The sequence below is a fragment of the Rhodococcus sp. NPDC057297 genome, assembly GCF_042667435.1.
Classification (GTDB): Bacteria; Actinomycetota; Actinomycetes; order Mycobacteriales; family Mycobacteriaceae; genus Rhodococcoides.
In genome coordinates this window covers 42561-57233 of the sequence record NZ_JBHUZE010000005.1, presented here as the reverse complement: position 1 = coordinate 57233, position 14673 = coordinate 42561, and the positions used below count along the sequence as shown (strand labels likewise).

Sequence of the window (14673 nt, the reverse complement as noted above, 5' to 3'; positions counted from 1 at the left end):
GGGGTGCGACCAGCAGAATGACCACTGCAGGAAACCGGCTCGAACGCCGCAAGGCTCGTACCCGCTCCGCACTGATCACGGCGGCGCAGCGGTTCATCGCCGACGGTAAACCCAACGCGCCGATCCTGGAGATAACGCAAGCCGCCGACGTGGGAATGGGCTCGTTCTACAACCACTTCGACAGCAGAGACGAATTGTTCGCTGCCGCAGTCGAGAGCGCACTGGAGTCCCTCGGGGACTACCTGGATTCACTCACCGTCGAACTCAGCGACCCAGCGGAGATATTCGCACAGTCCTTCCGCATCACAGGACGGCTCTTTCGCCTGCAACCCGAGCTGAGCCGGGTTCTCGTCAACTCTGGACCATCCCTCATCACCTCGACGAAGGGTCTGGCTCCGAGGGCTGCACGCGACATAGCCGCAGCTACCGAAGCCGGCAGATTCGTCGCCCCTGATACGGACCTCGCCATGGCATTGGTCGCCGGATCCCTCCTCGGCCTCGGGCAATTACTACTGCAGCAACCCGACCGCGACGACGCAGCGGCCGCCGACGCCATGACGGCTGGAATCCTTGTCTCACTCGGACTTTCACGCGCCGAGGCCGACGAACTGTGCAGCCGGCCCATACCGTTGGGCGCTGCCGATCTCGACCAGCCCTGACCGTCGCAGTCTCAGGTCTGCGGCAATGCGACTCAGCCTCCCTGAACGTACGTCTCCACGTGAGCGCCGGTGACCACTCCGACATTCGGTACAAGTGCACCCCACCCTGAGCTGCACGTACCCGACGCCTGACCTGTCGGCCCGAACGAACTTGTCGACGCGGTGTACGGCCCGACCGCGTAGAACGGGAAGGCATTGGGGATGCCATGAAGACCCCAGCATTCGATGCTGAGGAAATACTCTCTCCGGGGCGGAGCTCCGGTGTCGTGACAGGTTACCGATGCGCTGAAAGAGTCGTGCACGACGGCACAGTCCTGCGGGCCGGCCGACGCCACCCCGGAAGTCGAGATCGAAGCGGTGGCCAGACCGCACATGACGACGCTAACTCGTGCGGCTGCAATAAGTTTGCTTCTCATAGGTAGTAATTCGCCGGCGCGTGACACGCCGTTACGTCCGGAAGCAAGTAGTCAGCCCGCTGCACTTCTCGTCGCTCTCGACAAATGCAGGCAGTTCTCGCCCACATTGTGAACATATGGCAGTGATGCAGCCTACATCGCCGGCCATAGGCTTTCGTCACGCCGAAAAGCGGGGGCGAGTGTTCGGACCCCGACGTTCTCTGATCGGCGTTCTCGAAAGAATTCGGCGTCCACGCCGCCGTCGATGAAACGTCTACAGTCCCGCTTCGAGAGGAACCCCATGACCGGTGCAGCCGACGCTCGTATCGAGAGCCTGGAAAGAACTTCACCCGAGCGGGCGCGCACACGTCGAAAGGCGCTGATCGCCGGCGCAACGGGGAACATCGTCGAGTGGTTCGATTTCACAATTTACGGCTTCAGCGCCGCAGTTCTCGCCACAGTGTTCTTCCCTGCCGAGTTCGGCAGCGGCGCTCTGCTCGCCACCTTTGCACTCTACGGTGTCGCGTTCCTCGCCAGGCCCGCAGGCGGCGTGGTTTTCGGCAGGCTGGGCGACCGGTTCGGCCGCCGAGGATCCCTGTCCTTGGCAATTACGCTCATGGGTTGCTCGACAGCGGCTATCGGGCTTCTGCCGACCTACGCCTCCATCGGCGCTGCTGCCCCACTACTCCTGCTGGTCTGCAGATTGGTTCAGGGTTTCTCGGCCGGCGGCGAATACACCGGAGCAGCCACCTTCGTCGTCGAACACGCGCCATACCACCGTCGGGGACTTTACGCCGGAATCATTGCCGGTTCGTCCTTCGTCGGCAGCATTCTCGCGACAATCACGGTACTGACGTTCAATTCGGTTGGCACAGAGTACTTCCTGGACGGTGGGTGGCGTTGGCCGTTCATCATCGGAGGGGTTGTCGCAATTGCCGGCCTGTTCATGAGGCTTGCGGTCGACGAAACACCGGCTTTCACCGAGATGAAAGAAAAAGAAGCTCTTCTCACTCGCCCCCTGGCCGATCTGTTACGCAATCACTGGCGGTCTCTGGTCACTGCGTTCGTCTACTTCGCGTCGCTCGGTGTCGCTACTCATATGCTCATCGGTTACATGCCGACATTCCTGACACACGCTGCAGGAGTGTCGAGCACAGCTGCATTGATGCTGACGTCCGGTGCCCTGGTGCTCGCGGTTCCTCTGTACATCGCCTTCGGCGCAACTGTCGACCGGATAGGCAGGCGTCCCCTGGTCAGAATCGGAATGGTTGCATCGGTTCTTGTCGCGGTTCCCAGCTATGTTCTGATCGGCACGGGAAACATCGTCGCAATCGCAGGTGCGTTGATCGTCTTGGTTATCGTGCAATCCTTGCTTGCCTCAGCTCTTCTCGCGGTCCTCGAGATGATGCCGACGAATGCTCGATTCACGGGTACCGCACTGCCGTACAACCTTGCTTACGCGCTCTTTGCCGGTACCGCGCCTTTGGTATGCGAGACGCTGGTCAACACCACGGGCAGCAACCTGTCGCCGGCGTTCTATGCAACCGCGGTCGCTTCGATTGCGCTTCCGGTCCTCTGGCGCGGCATACCGGAATCGAGAATCGCAGGGACGGACCGCCCTTTGCACAGCTGAGAAACCCAACGATGCAGTGGCACCTCCCGAAGCAATCGATCGAACCGGGACTCGACATATGTCGATGGTCCCGTGCCCAAGTCGCAACGCGCGGCCACTGTCCGTTCCGGTGGTCACGCACCATGATGGGACCTGGGCGAAAGCACATGAAAGACATGCGTCATCGTTGCCATTACGGAGGAGACATCCGAAGAGGCGAAGACCGGGAGGTTGTGTGACGGAAACGTGGTACGCAGGAGGAAGAGTCGCGGACGGATCCGGTGTCGAACCATCCGCGGTGGATGTCTGCGTGAGTAACGGGATCATCACCGCCCTCGGCGATGCACCAGCAGGCGCGACAACGGTGGATCTGGATGGCAGGTTGGTCACCCCCGGACTGATCGACGCGCACGTTCACCTCGGTCTGTCCAGTCCCATCAGAGCACAGTTCGGATTCGAACTGTCTGCCGCCGAGATCGCGGCCGACATATTCGCCTCGGCAGGCTTCGCCCTCGATGCCGGCTTCACGACCGTTCGCGACACCGGTGGCATAGACCGCGGTGTCGTCGACGTCATCGCCAAGGGCAAGGTGCGGGGTCCGCACGTCCTGTCCTGTGGCCCTGTCCAATGCCAGGTCGGCGGGCACGGATACTACGGCGCCGATTGGGAACCCACAGAATTGTGGACACAGCATCACATTCCCGGGCTGTGTGCGCTGTCGCTGATGTCCGGCAACGCCGACGAACTCAGGAAGAACGTGCGTGAGACGTTTCGCCGGGGTGCCACGTTTCTGAAGTTGTGCGTTACCGGTGGAGTCGTGGGCGGGCACGACCGCCTCGCGGACACCCAGTTCACCGTCGAGGAAATCGCGGTCGCTGTGCAGGAAGCCGCAGCACGAGGCACGTACGTCACAGTGCATGCGCACGGTAAGGAAGGGATTCGCAACGCAGTACAGGCGGGGGTGCGCTGCGTAGAACACGGCACCGATATCGACGAGCAGACAGCGGCTCTGATGCTCGAGCACGACGTCGCTATGGTGCCCACCTTCTCCGTGATCGACCAACTGTTGAACGACGGGGTGGCGGATGTCGATCCCGCGACTGTCGAACGAGTAGCAGGAGTTCGAGAGCGGATGGCGGCCGCTCTCGAGGTTGCCCGCGCGTCCGGCCTGCGCATCGGCCTCGGTTCCGACCTCATCGGCCCGAATCAGCAACGGCGCGGCGACGAGTTGCGCGTGCGTTCGGAGTTGGAATCGCCGATGCAGGCCTTGGTGTCCGCAACGAGCGTCAATGCAAACATCCTCGGCGTGGGCGACACCGTGGGCATGGTGCGGGTTGGAATGCGAGCAGACCTGACCGTCTGGCAAGAAGACCCTCTCGAAGACCCCGATGTCTTCGCCGATCCCGAGATGGCCGTCCTCGTAGTCAAGAGCGGCACGACAGCAAAGGACATTCGTTGAGCGCGATATTGCATGGTTGCCTTCCGGACACCGAATACCTCGAAGTGGAGTCACGCTCAGGCAACCGGTACGGAATCTGGATCACCACACCTCCCGGATACGAAGAATCCAGCGAATCAGTGCCACTGGTCTACGTGTTGGACGGCAACTGGACCGTGGGTTTCACCGCTCCGCTCATCGTCACGCAACGCGATCCGTATCTGAGCATTGCGCCCTACATTCAAGTCACCGTCGGCTACGCCGGTGACGAGGCATCGGACTGGGCGCGGCTTCGCAACCGCGACCTCGTGCCGCACGGGGAACCTATCGGCGATGACGTAGTGGCTGCATTGGAGTCTGCACGCGAAACCGGGGCGATGAGTCAACGGGACATCGACGCCTACATCGAGCAACACTCGGACTGCAATGCGGATACGTTTCTGGACTTTCTGACCGACGAACTGCACCCTCGTCTGCACTCTCACCTTCGCGTCAGCGACACCGGTCACGGGCTGTTCGGGTTCTCGTACGGTGGGCTCTTCGCGTTGTACGCGTGGCTTCGCGGCGGAACTCCCTTCTCGACGGTCGGCGCGGGAACACCGGGGATCAGCAGCGCAGACAGCCAACTGTTCGACATGATCGGAAACCTTCCGGAAGCGAGCGACGGCGGCCCAGGCGCCGGACGTCTCCACGTCACTCTGAACAAGGTAGAACTCTGGGGCGATGTCCCCGTGTATCGCGGCTTGGCCCGAAATGTCCTCAGAGCGCTCGAGGGACTGCGCGCACAAGGTCGTTCGGAGCTCCTGTCGACTTCGATGCTCGACGAGACGCACGTCACCGGAGTACAGGCATCCTTCTTGAGCTATCTGAAGGAATGTCATGTCCGGTGATCGAGCGAGGTGGTCTCGGACCGCGCTGCACTAGCATCAAGGTGCCTGTCGAGAGTTGCGAGGAGAGTCCACATGTCCATCGACGAACTGCAGCTCCTCGTCGACGACCTGGCCGGGCGACTCCGCCGTTCTGTGGCCATCGACGACCCGTCCATCCGACTCCTTGCGTCCAGTCGACACTTCGGCGACGAAGACTCCCTGCGCGTCGCATCGATTCTGAATCGAGCGGTACCCGAGGAGGTTTCGCGGCCACTTCTCGCTCTCGGCATCGGCACCTGGATCAAACCGGGTCGCGCGCGGCCCGATGTGCCGGGGAGCGAGAAGCGACTCTGTGTACCTGTGCGGTGCAAGAGTCTGCTTCTCGGTTTCCTCTGGCTGATCGACAATGAAGAGAACCCTCTGACCGAGTCCGACGTCGAAATGGCTGAGGACACTGCCTCGCGCGCGGGCATTGTGCTGTACGAACGACTTCTGCGTCATGAGCGTTCGAATGCTCGTCGCGAATCGATTCTCCGCAACCTCGTCAGCTCAACTCCAGAGGTCAGGACGCAGGCCGTCGAGGATGTAGTCACCGACCAGCTGTTCGCCCCGCGACCGATGCTTTATCAGGTCATCGCAGCGCAACGCGACACTGCACACTCGGTAGAGGCATCGGACGACATAGCGGTACAGGTCGCGATGCAGGAAGCGCTGGACACTCTTCCGACCGGCGCCGGTCTGATGGTGGCAGACAAGTCCCGCGCGTGGATCCTTCTTGCATTCGAGAATATTCCGACGCCACAACAATTGAAGCGCGTCACCGAACGCGCGGATTCTCGCTTTCGCCAACTGAGTGGTCGGGACAGTCGATTCGTCCTCGGCGTCGGCGACACCGTGAACGAGCTCAGCGCGGTATACCGCGCCTATCGCAGCGCGACGGCCGCAGTTCGCGCTGCACTGCTCGTCCCCTCGCTCGGCGACGTGGCGAGATGGGGCCACCTGGGTCCCTACGACGTCCTACTGCGACTGTCCCGTGACGAAATCATCGGAGCTACACAGGTTTCACCTGTGAAGGCACTCGAAGCCGCGGACAAGCAACAGGTACTGACGACTACCCTCGGCGCATTCTTCGACAATGCGTGCGATATTCGACGCACCGCGGAACTGCTGCGAATTCACCGTGCGACGCTCTACCAGCGACTCAAACGCATCGAGCAGATCACCGGTTGCAGTTTCGACAACGGCGACGACCGACTCTCTCTGCACCTCGGCTTGAAGATGAAGTCCATAGCCGAAGCACACGACTCGTCGATCGGCTGACTGTTCCGTACGGGCGCCGTACGCGACAAATTCTGTTCGTAGTCAACCGAAGTATCCACAAATGGAGATAGCGTCGCCCTCCGGTCTAGGCAAAACTTGTGGTTGTAGCGGTTCGCTTCGTGTACACCGTCGCAACAACAAATCTGGAGGAACGATGCCCCGATCGACCGATGCGATAGTTGTGGGAGCCGGGGTGATCGGCAACTCCATCGCTTACGAACTTGCTGCTCGTGGTTACGAAGTCCTGGTCCTCGACAAGGAGGGAGGTTCCGGGTTCGGTTCCACCAGCGCCTCCAGCGCGGTCATACGCTACAACTATTCGACGTACGACGGGATGGCTGCAGCATGGGAGGCCGCGCACTGTTGGAAGAGCTGGCGCGAACATCTGGACGACTCCGCCCGCGGACCAATTGCCCAGTTCCACGAATGTGGAATGGTATTCCTCGATGTGGACCTCGCCCCACGTGAACGTACGGTTCGACTCTTCGACAAGATCGGGGTGAGGTACGAGCTGTGGGACTCGAAAACGTTGGGCGATCGGATCCCAGGAATCGATGTCGGGTCTTACTACCCTCCCAAACCTGTTGACAGCGAGGAATTCTATGCCGACACCCACACCTCGCTCGGAGCGGTGTTCACACCTGAAGCCGGCTTCGTCGACGACCCCCAGCTTGCGGCGGCCAACTTGGGCGCTGCCGCGGCAGCGAAAGGCGCGATCCATTCGTTCCGCACAACAGTGATCGGCATCGAACAAACTGCCTCGCGGCAGTGGGCCCTTCGACTGGACAACGGCGACACCGTCGAAACCTCGGTCGTGGTCAACGCTGCTGGGCCGTGGTCGAATGCGCTGAACGCAATGGCAGGAGTGGGATCGGATTTCACCGTCACCGTTCGCCCCCTCAGGCAGGAGGTTCATCATGTCTCGGCGCCGAAAGGCTACAACCACCATGCGCGACTCGGGCCGATGATCGCCGATCTCGATCTGGGAACCTATATGCGACCAGAACACGGCGGTGGCTTTCTGATAGGTGGTACCGAGCCCGAGTGCGATCCATTGGAATGGATCGACGACCCCGACACCGCAAACCCGAACCGCACTGCCGCTCGTTTTCAGGCGCAGGTCCTCAGAGCAGCTCGGCGTCTTCCACATTTGCCGGTACCGTCCCAGCCCAAAGGAATTGCCGGCGTGTACGACGCTGCCTCGGACTGGACCCCGATCTATGACAAGACCGATCGACCGGGCTACTACGTAGCGATGGGCACCAGCGGTAATCAATTCAAGAACGCACCTGTCGTCGGCCGAATGCTGGCTACTCTGATCGAGAAAGTCGAGGCGGGGCACGACCACGATCTCGATCCAGTTGTCTACACGGGTCCGCACACCGGTGTGCAGATACATCTCGGATCCTTCTCCAGGCGCAGGGAATTCAATACCGAGTCCACCGGAACTGTCCTGGGTTAGGCAATGCATCTGGACCACATCGGTCGACCACCGCACCAACACCTGAACTCATGCACGATGATTCTTCGGAAGGGCTTTCGAACATGACACTCAGCACGCAATCCGTCGCGGGCGCCGCAGACACAACAGTCTTCGACCGGACCGATGCACTCGAGGGATTGCCACACGAGCAGGTCGTCTTCTGCGAGGATCACGCCACGGGCCTGCAGTCGATAATCGCGATCCATTCGACCACCCTGGGTCCCGCCCTGGGTGGCACCCGGTTCTACCCCTACTCGGACCAGGGGGCCGCTTTGACGGACGTACTCCGCTTGTCACGTGGGATGACCTACAAAGCGGCAATCGCAGGCGTCCCACTCGGTGGCGGCAAAGCCGTGATCATCGGCGATCCGCGGGACATCAAGACCCGGGCTTTGCTCCGGTCGTACGGACGCTTCATCGACACTCTCGGCGGCCGATACATCTCGGCGGGCGACGTCGGCACCGGCGCAGACGATCTCGACGTCATCGGAGAACGGACTGCCCACGTGGTCGGACGGTCGGCGGCCGCGGGCGGTTCCGGCAACAGCGGTCCGATGACTGCTCTCGGCGTCTACCAATCCTTGCGTGCCGCGGCCACCTCGACCTGGGGCACGCCCGATCTCACGAATCGTGTGATCGGGGTCGAAGGCGTGGGAAAGGTCGGCTCCGAGCTGATCGCCTTGCTGGTGCGAGCAGGGGCGAACGTCATCGCGACGGACGTCGACGTCGAGGCAGTGCGCGCTGTTGCAGCCCGCTTCCCTTCGATCGTCGTCTGCGACGATGTTCTCGACGCCGAGTTGGACGTGTATGCCCCCTGCGCGCTGGGTGCGACCGTCACCGTCGCTTCCACCGACAGGATGACCGCATCTATCGTGTGCGGCGCAGCAAACAACCAACTCCGAACTGCGGACGTCGGCCAGTATCTGCACAGCAAGGGTGTGCTGTGGGTGCCCGACTACGTTGCCAACGCCGGCGGACTCATCCAGGTTGCGGGGGAAAAGGACGGTGTCGACGCGCAGTGGGTCCGCCACCGCGTAGAGAGGATCTACGACACGGTGTTGTCGATTCTCGACCGCTCCCGCTCCGACAGTGTTCCCCCAGGCGAGGCTGCCGACCGAATCGCTGGCGCCCGCCTCCGGCTCGAACGGAACGGGGTGTGACCGGTCTCCGCGCTAAAGCACGCCAGTCGAGACCCGGGTTGTCTCAGGTTGCTACAGACCGGTGGGCCGCTTCGATCCAGTTGCTGAATTCGCAGGCGAGATGCCACTGATGTTCTGCGATCAGTCTTGCCGGTGTCGTGCCAGGAAACTGCACCGTCAGCACAGCGTCGAGGTTTCCGTTGACATTGCGAAATTGATGTCGCACACCGCCGATGACCAAACCGTCATCGAGAACAGCCGATCCGGCGACCTGGATGGGATAGTCGTGATCGATCTCGATCGTCAACGACGCCGTTCGGGTGTAGTCGACCAAGAAGCGGCTTGCCGCAGGCGATCCGCCCGTCGTCTCGATGACCTCCTGGCGCCCGTCGGGTAGCCCCCGCAGAAGGTAGTGATCGGGACACGCGTCGAGCATGTCGGTTTCTGCATTGGTGATGGTCAAGTTGTCGAACCACTCCACGGAGCGTTCAGCGTCCACACCTGGGACCTGCAGCCGTGTCACGGCATGTCGGGTGCGGCCGCGACTGGCGGCAACACCGATACGCGTGAGGCGCTCCGATACTGCCATCTCGCGTCGGAGCGCAGCGTAGATCCCGGCATGTCCGAGTTCGTATTTCAATCGCGTCAATGCAGACCGTTGCTCGGCGAGGTTGGTCGACAGGAGCTGTTGGACCGACCGATTCGGCGACAGCTCGCGCATCGCCCGCTCCCCCAGCTTGGCCGCGAATGTGGTGAGCACTTTCGTTGCGCGGGCGGACTCCCACTCGAGCACACGCTGCCGAGACACCGTTCTCGCCCCGATGGTGGCCCGAATGTCCAGCGACTCTTTCATCTTCATTCCCCATCTCAGACGCGTGATCGAGCTACTCCGGTGGTAGGCGACCGAAGATGAGCGACTTAACGCCAGCAATTATTGCGTTAAGGATCCATTACCGCAAGAGGGCAGGAACTCGGGTTCGTCGAACGGTTCCTCTCAACCGCCCCGAACAGGGTGTGAGTGGATCCTGGCAGGCATCTAGCGTAGAAACAGAGCCCATGGACCGGGCCACACACGACATCCCTGAATCCGCGGCGGGTGACGGCGAGGTGCGTAGGAGAACCGGCGGCAGATCGGCACGTGTGCGCGAGGCGGTGCTCACCGCAACGCTGGACCAAGCCCGCGAACACGGCATCGAAGGATTGACCATCGGCGACATCGCCGCACGCGCCGGCGTCGCCGAAACGACCGTCTATCGCCGGTGGGGTACTCGAACCGCGTTGATCGCCGACGCTGTCACGGATCTTGCAGCTACCCATAATCCTGTCCCGGACACGGGAACCCTGCGCGAAGACCTGATGGTGGTTGCCGACCAGATAGCGCAGCTGATCTCGCGGCCAGGCATCACGCGTTTGATCGGCACGACCATCGCCCTGTCCGCCGATCCGGACGTCAGCGCCGCACGAAACCGGTTCTGGACCGAGAGATTCGAACAGAGTTCCCACGTGATCACCCGAGCCCTCGAACGGGGAGAGTTGCCCTCGAACACCGATCCCCGTTCGCTACTCGAAACACTCTGCGCACCGATGTATTTCAGACTGCTCGTCATCGACGAGACCCTGGACCGCGCTTTCATCGAGCAGTGCATCGACCACACCTTGGTCCTGTACGGTGCAACTTCCTGAGCGGTGCCCCCGCTGCGACAACGACAGTCACCGCACCGTCGAGTGGTGTCGACGATGTGAGGGGACGTCGTGATGAGCCGGTAGCCGCACGTCTTTTTCGCCGTCATCCGGTGCCCTGTCTGTGTGCTCGATCGGGGTGTGCAGCGCTTGGGTTCTGCCGGCCGGGGAACCTAGGCGGGCGCCGATCAGCTGCGCCGCGCTCCCATTCCCCGCGCCAGCAGGTCGTCGACGAATCGGCGGGTCAGTGCGTCCGTGCGCGTTCCGACCATCGCGACGACCGCGCGTTGTAGCGGTGGCCGCATCGGGGTGACGATGCCGGCGAACCGCGCGGGGAGTGCGGTGGTCGGAACGAGCGCGATTCCGAGGCCCGCGTGGGCGAGTTGTGCTGCTGTGGTGGCGTTCCGGGAATGGGCGACAGCATCGAGCTCGACGCCGTGGGTTGTCGCGACGGAGTCGAACCACCCGCGTAGACCGTTCGACGGGTGGTAGTGCACGATCGGTCTTCCGGCGAGATCGGTCCACGAGATGGCGGGCTCGTCGGCGAGATCGAGCCCCTCCGGAATCACCGCGACGATGTCTTCCGTCCCGATCACGTGGGTGACGCCGGTGAACTGCGTCGAAGCCGGACCGACTGCGAGGTCGATGTCGCCGTACGAGAGTGCGTCCGCCATCGCATCCGCGCTGGCGAACTCGGTCAGGTCCAGTCCGATGTGCGGATACTTTCTCGTCCATTTTCGTAGCGTGGGCGCGAGGACTGGGACAGTCATGCTTTCGGCGCACCCTAGCCGTAACCGGCCTTCGCGTCCCTCAGCCGACGCTCGTCCGATCCGGACGATTCGGTCGGCAGCTGAGAGTGCGGCCCGCGCATCGTCGAGCAATGCGCGGCCGGTCGGGGTCGTCCGAACCCCGCGCGGGAGCCGTTCCAGCAGCGGGGTGCCGATTTCCGTTTCCAACGACGCCAACTGATGAGACAGCGCAGGCTGGGAGAGATTCAACTTCGCTGCCCCGGCGGTCACAGAACCGGCGTCCACCACGGCGACAAAGCATTCGAGGGCTCGCAGAGTCGGCATCGGTCGAGCGTATTCTACGGCGACAGTCCGACGCCGCTAGCTTGAATCCCTCTTCAGGTAGCGGCTTGTCGTCTGAACGAGCATCGTGCTGAAGAAGATGCCGATCAGCGTGAGGATTACGCCGGACCGAATGTCTCCGTCGATGAAGTTCGTGACGGCGACGACGTAGGAGATCACGGCCATGACGATGCCTGCGGCCATTCTGATCCTCGGGTCGACGTTCATGTGTGTCAGCTCCTGTCGCAAGTAATGGTGTGCGCTGGTGGCGGCTCGGTTCGGTCAGCCGACCGCGACGAGTCCGGCTTGCCGGAGGAAGGTGAGGTTGTCTTCGAGGTGCCAGTCCGAGTCGATGCGAGCATCACCGACATGCTGGATGTCGATCGCACCGAATTCGATCGGTTGTCCGGTGCCGATGCGACCGTCGTACGTGCCGGTGAAATGACCCCGGAAGATCAACCGTGCGGTGAAGGTGTCACCAGTGACGTACAGATCGACGAGCTCGCACGTCAAGTCGGGCACCGCAGCGCGGAACGTGTCCGACGCCGCGACGGGTCCCGCTGGGCCTTGCGGGCGTCCTGGCGGCAGTGTGTTGTCGACAAAGCCGGGGTCCACCGCTCGGTGGAGATATTCCGTATCACCGGTGTTCCAGAATGTGTACAGCGTCTGCGCGATACGGACGACCTCGCGGGTTCGGTCCGTAACCGGTGCATCGCCGACGTTCACCGTCCCCGGTGCGACCAGGTCGACCGCAGAATCCACCAGAGGCCGGTCGGTGGTTGTCGCACGGGCGGAACACGCCATCAGTGGCAGCGTCACGGCCACCAGGGCAGCCATTGCCGTGAGGAGTTTCATGCCAACCGCCCTCCCCCGTCGACGTGCAGGGTGACGCCGGTGACGAAGGTGTTCGTCAGCAACGACAGTGCAGCGGCCGCGACGTCGGACGGTCGACCGACTCTGCGGACGGGGTTGGTGCGCGCCGTATCCGCGAACAGTTTGTCCTTCCCCGGTCCCATAGAGTCCCAGGCCCCCGAATCCACGATCCCGGGTGACAGGGCATTGACGCGGACGGGTGCAAGTTCGACTGCGAGCGCCTCGGTCAGGAACGCCACCGCCCCGTTCGTCGTCGCCATTACCGACAGGCCGGGCGCAGGTCTCCACGCAGCGACACCGGAGAAGAACAGGAACGAACCCCCCTCTCGCACCTGCGGCGAAAAGCGCTTCGCCAGCAGAATCGGTCCGATCACTTTGGCGTCGAATGCGTTTCGGACTGCGGTGCCGTCAAGATCGGCGATGGGTCCGTTCGCATGATCGGCAGCGAGGCTGATGACGTGGTCGACCGAGCCCACGGACGAGACTGCCTGCGCGATGGAGGACTCGTCCGCGAGATCCATCACCACCGCACTCGCTCCCGGACCCAACAGAGCGACTGCTGCGTCGAGAGACTCACGGCGTCGGCCGGCGAGGACCACCTCACCGCCGCCGTCGAGAACAGACGACGCAATGGACCGGGTGATCCCCGACGCTCCGCCGATCAGAAGTACTCGCATTCGAATGACCCTTTCGATGTGTATGTGTGCCATTCGAGTGAAGCAAGAGAGCGACCGTCGAACAATCGATACTTTCACTCCCTGCCATCGAAAATATCGATACCGGCCATCCTGGCCGCATCCACGAATCGATCGAATTCATCGCCGTCGACTAATGCGGTGGCCGAAGCAGCGTCGCGCAGTGGTCTGTCGCCGGCCTGAGCTCGGGTGCGCGGAAGCCGCGGCCTCCTCGTACCCGATCACATGGAACAGTGCGGCGGTGTCGCAGTTCAAATCGTTTCCGTTGAAACAGGATTCGATTGACTTGATACATATGTCGCCGAGAATCGTTGCCGAGCAACGCTGCCCATCGAATCGCTCTCACCCGACACCGTGGGAACCGAATGTCGACCGTAGTCGATTACCGGCCGGAATCCCGGACGCCACCAGCGCAGCACCGTCGGACCGCATGATGGCCTCACGCGGCGCGACCTCGATGTGACTCGTCGGGTTCGTGGTGGGTCATGCACAAGCACGCGCGGAAACGCTTCGAGGAACTGTTCAGAGAGATGACCGAGCCCGACATGAGGCTGGGCGACGGAGGTGCCAATGGGGTACGGACCTGTTCGAACTTGGGCGCGTTGGGACTATCTCGACGACGACATCCGCCGGTGTAAGCGTCGTCAGATCGACGCCGACGGGGTCGGTGGCACGTATAGCGGCGCGCATGCGGAAGCCCGCCCCACAGCCCCCACTCTCGTGGCGGTCCGAAGGTTGACTTCCGACTGCTTCCCATCTTGCGCAAGATTTCGCCCAGAGCGCTCCCTGACTTCCTGGCCCCGACCAACTGGGCGTGAAGCTAAACGCACTGAGACCGGTTCTCACCGTCGACACGGCTTAAACCAGGTGTGACCAGCAGCTGCTGCTGTTGCTACTCATCACTTCGAGCTCAAAGTGATGCGTAGGGCTGAAGTCTGCAGAAACCAAAACACCCCGCCTCCAGCTTTGCGCTGGTGACGGGGTGTTTCTGGGTGCGCCATCAGGGACTCGAACCCCGGACCCGCTGATTAAGAGTCAGCTGCTCTAACCAACTGAGCTAATGGCGCCGATCCGCACCGCGTGTTCTCTGCGGTGCGGGAGAAACATTAACAGGAGAAACTGCCAGTTGTGAAATCGCCTGGTCAGAGGGCCTGTGTTAGCTGAAGATCTTGCGCACGACGAGTACGGCGACTACTGCGCCGACACCGATGAGCGTGAACTTCACCGGCGGCTCGTTCAGCTTGGCAACGATGCTCTGCTTGGTGTTCTCCGCGATTCGCTTGGGGCTGGCCCGCACGCTGAGCTCGTCCAGGGTGCTGGCGAGCTGGTTCCGAGCTGCCTCGATTTCGCGCTCGATTCTGTCGGTGTCCCTGGCCACGTGTCCTCCAACTTGTTGCAAATCCTGGCTGTCACTGTCGAGCCTAAAGCACTGCGTGTCTT

The 14673-nt window shown here is 62.2% G+C and carries 14 protein-coding genes, 1 tRNA gene and 1 pseudogene; 8 read left to right on the top strand and 8 right to left on the bottom strand.

Annotation, left to right across the window (positions count from 1 at the left end; translation table 11 throughout):
- The first annotated feature begins 17 nt into the window (after positions 1 to 17).
- From ACFULT_RS16540 to ACFULT_RS16510, 7 genes are all read left to right on the top strand, one after another.
- Positions 18 to 659: a TetR/AcrR family transcriptional regulator gene (locus tag ACFULT_RS16540; protein WP_037142036.1), complete on the top strand. Its 642-nt coding sequence runs from the start codon at positions 18 to 20 to the stop codon at positions 657 to 659.
- 696 nt (positions 660 to 1355) lie between these two features.
- A complete protein-coding gene (locus ACFULT_RS16535; RefSeq protein ID WP_037158287.1) occupies positions 1356 to 2687 on the top strand; it encodes an MFS transporter in 1332 nt (443 codons plus the stop codon).
- Between the two features lie 289 nt (positions 2688 to 2976).
- On the top strand, positions 2977 to 4125 hold the full coding sequence (locus tag ACFULT_RS16530; RefSeq protein ID WP_230593894.1) for an amidohydrolase family protein: 1149 nt from the start codon (positions 2977 to 2979) through the stop codon (positions 4123 to 4125).
- Positions 4122 to 4994: an alpha/beta hydrolase gene (locus tag ACFULT_RS16525; RefSeq protein WP_378481935.1), complete on the top strand. Its 873-nt coding sequence runs from the start codon at positions 4122 to 4124 to the stop codon at positions 4992 to 4994. Before ACFULT_RS16530 ends, ACFULT_RS16525 begins: the two co-directional genes overlap by 4 nt.
- A gap of 72 nt (positions 4995 to 5066) precedes the next feature.
- Positions 5067 to 6293, top strand: a complete 1227-nt coding sequence (locus ACFULT_RS16520; protein ID WP_378481934.1) for a PucR family transcriptional regulator — start codon at positions 5067 to 5069, stop codon at positions 6291 to 6293.
- A gap of 154 nt (positions 6294 to 6447) precedes the next feature.
- The gene (locus ACFULT_RS16515) at positions 6448 to 7755 is read left to right on the top strand and encodes an FAD-binding oxidoreductase (protein WP_094721233.1); all 1308 of its coding nucleotides are present in this window, start codon (positions 6448 to 6450) and stop codon (positions 7753 to 7755) included.
- A gap of 83 nt (positions 7756 to 7838) precedes the next feature.
- On the top strand, positions 7839 to 8936 hold the full coding sequence (locus tag ACFULT_RS16510) for a Glu/Leu/Phe/Val dehydrogenase (RefSeq protein WP_033190389.1): 1098 nt from the start codon (positions 7839 to 7841) through the stop codon (positions 8934 to 8936).
- Positions 8937 to 8979: 43 nt separating this feature from the next.
- Here the strand turns inward: ACFULT_RS16510 and ACFULT_RS16505 are convergent, their stop codons facing one another.
- Positions 8980 to 9768, bottom strand: coding sequence for a hypothetical protein (locus ACFULT_RS16505; RefSeq protein ID WP_255122922.1), 789 nt, complete (start codon positions 9766 to 9768; stop codon positions 8980 to 8982).
- A gap of 203 nt (positions 9769 to 9971) precedes the next feature.
- Between ACFULT_RS16505 and ACFULT_RS16500 the strand changes: the two genes are divergently transcribed.
- Positions 9972 to 10598, top strand: coding sequence for a TetR/AcrR family transcriptional regulator (locus tag ACFULT_RS16500; RefSeq protein ID WP_094721231.1), 627 nt, complete (start codon positions 9972 to 9974; stop codon positions 10596 to 10598).
- 185 nt (positions 10599 to 10783) lie between these two features.
- On the opposite strand, the gene ACFULT_RS16495 is transcribed toward ACFULT_RS16500, so the two are convergent.
- The 7 genes and pseudogenes from ACFULT_RS16495 to ACFULT_RS16465 all read right to left on the bottom strand — a co-directional run bounded on the left by ACFULT_RS16495 (position 10784) and on the right by ACFULT_RS16465 (position 14611).
- Positions 10784 to 11668 (bottom strand): LysR family transcriptional regulator, encoded by an 885-nt coding sequence (locus tag ACFULT_RS16495; protein ID WP_094721230.1) that lies wholly within the window; start codon positions 11666 to 11668, stop codon positions 10784 to 10786.
- A gap of 36 nt (positions 11669 to 11704) precedes the next feature.
- Positions 11705 to 11893 carry a hypothetical protein gene (locus ACFULT_RS16490; protein ID WP_019664883.1) on the bottom strand — a complete coding sequence of 63 codons (189 nt, stop codon included), beginning with the start codon at positions 11891 to 11893 and terminating at the stop codon, positions 11705 to 11707.
- A 54-nt stretch (positions 11894 to 11947) separates the two neighbouring features.
- Complete coding sequence (locus ACFULT_RS16485) at positions 11948 to 12520, bottom strand: ester cyclase (RefSeq protein WP_378481933.1); 573 nt, start codon at positions 12518 to 12520, stop codon at positions 11948 to 11950.
- The gene (locus ACFULT_RS16480; protein WP_378481932.1) at positions 12517 to 13215 is read right to left on the bottom strand and encodes an SDR family oxidoreductase; all 699 of its coding nucleotides are present in this window, start codon (positions 13213 to 13215) and stop codon (positions 12517 to 12519) included. Before ACFULT_RS16480 ends, ACFULT_RS16485 begins: the two co-directional genes overlap by 4 nt.
- Positions 13216 to 13575: 360 nt before the next feature.
- Positions 13576 to 13701: pseudogene (locus tag ACFULT_RS16475) on the bottom strand (hypothetical protein); the annotation flags it as partial.
- 525 nt (positions 13702 to 14226) lie between these two features.
- Positions 14227 to 14300, bottom strand: a tRNA-Lys gene (locus tag ACFULT_RS16470).
- 89 nt (positions 14301 to 14389) lie between these two features.
- Positions 14390 to 14611 (bottom strand): DUF3618 domain-containing protein, encoded by a 222-nt coding sequence (locus ACFULT_RS16465; protein ID WP_020113319.1) that lies wholly within the window; start codon positions 14609 to 14611, stop codon positions 14390 to 14392.
- Between the last annotated feature and the right edge of the window lie 62 nt (positions 14612 to 14673).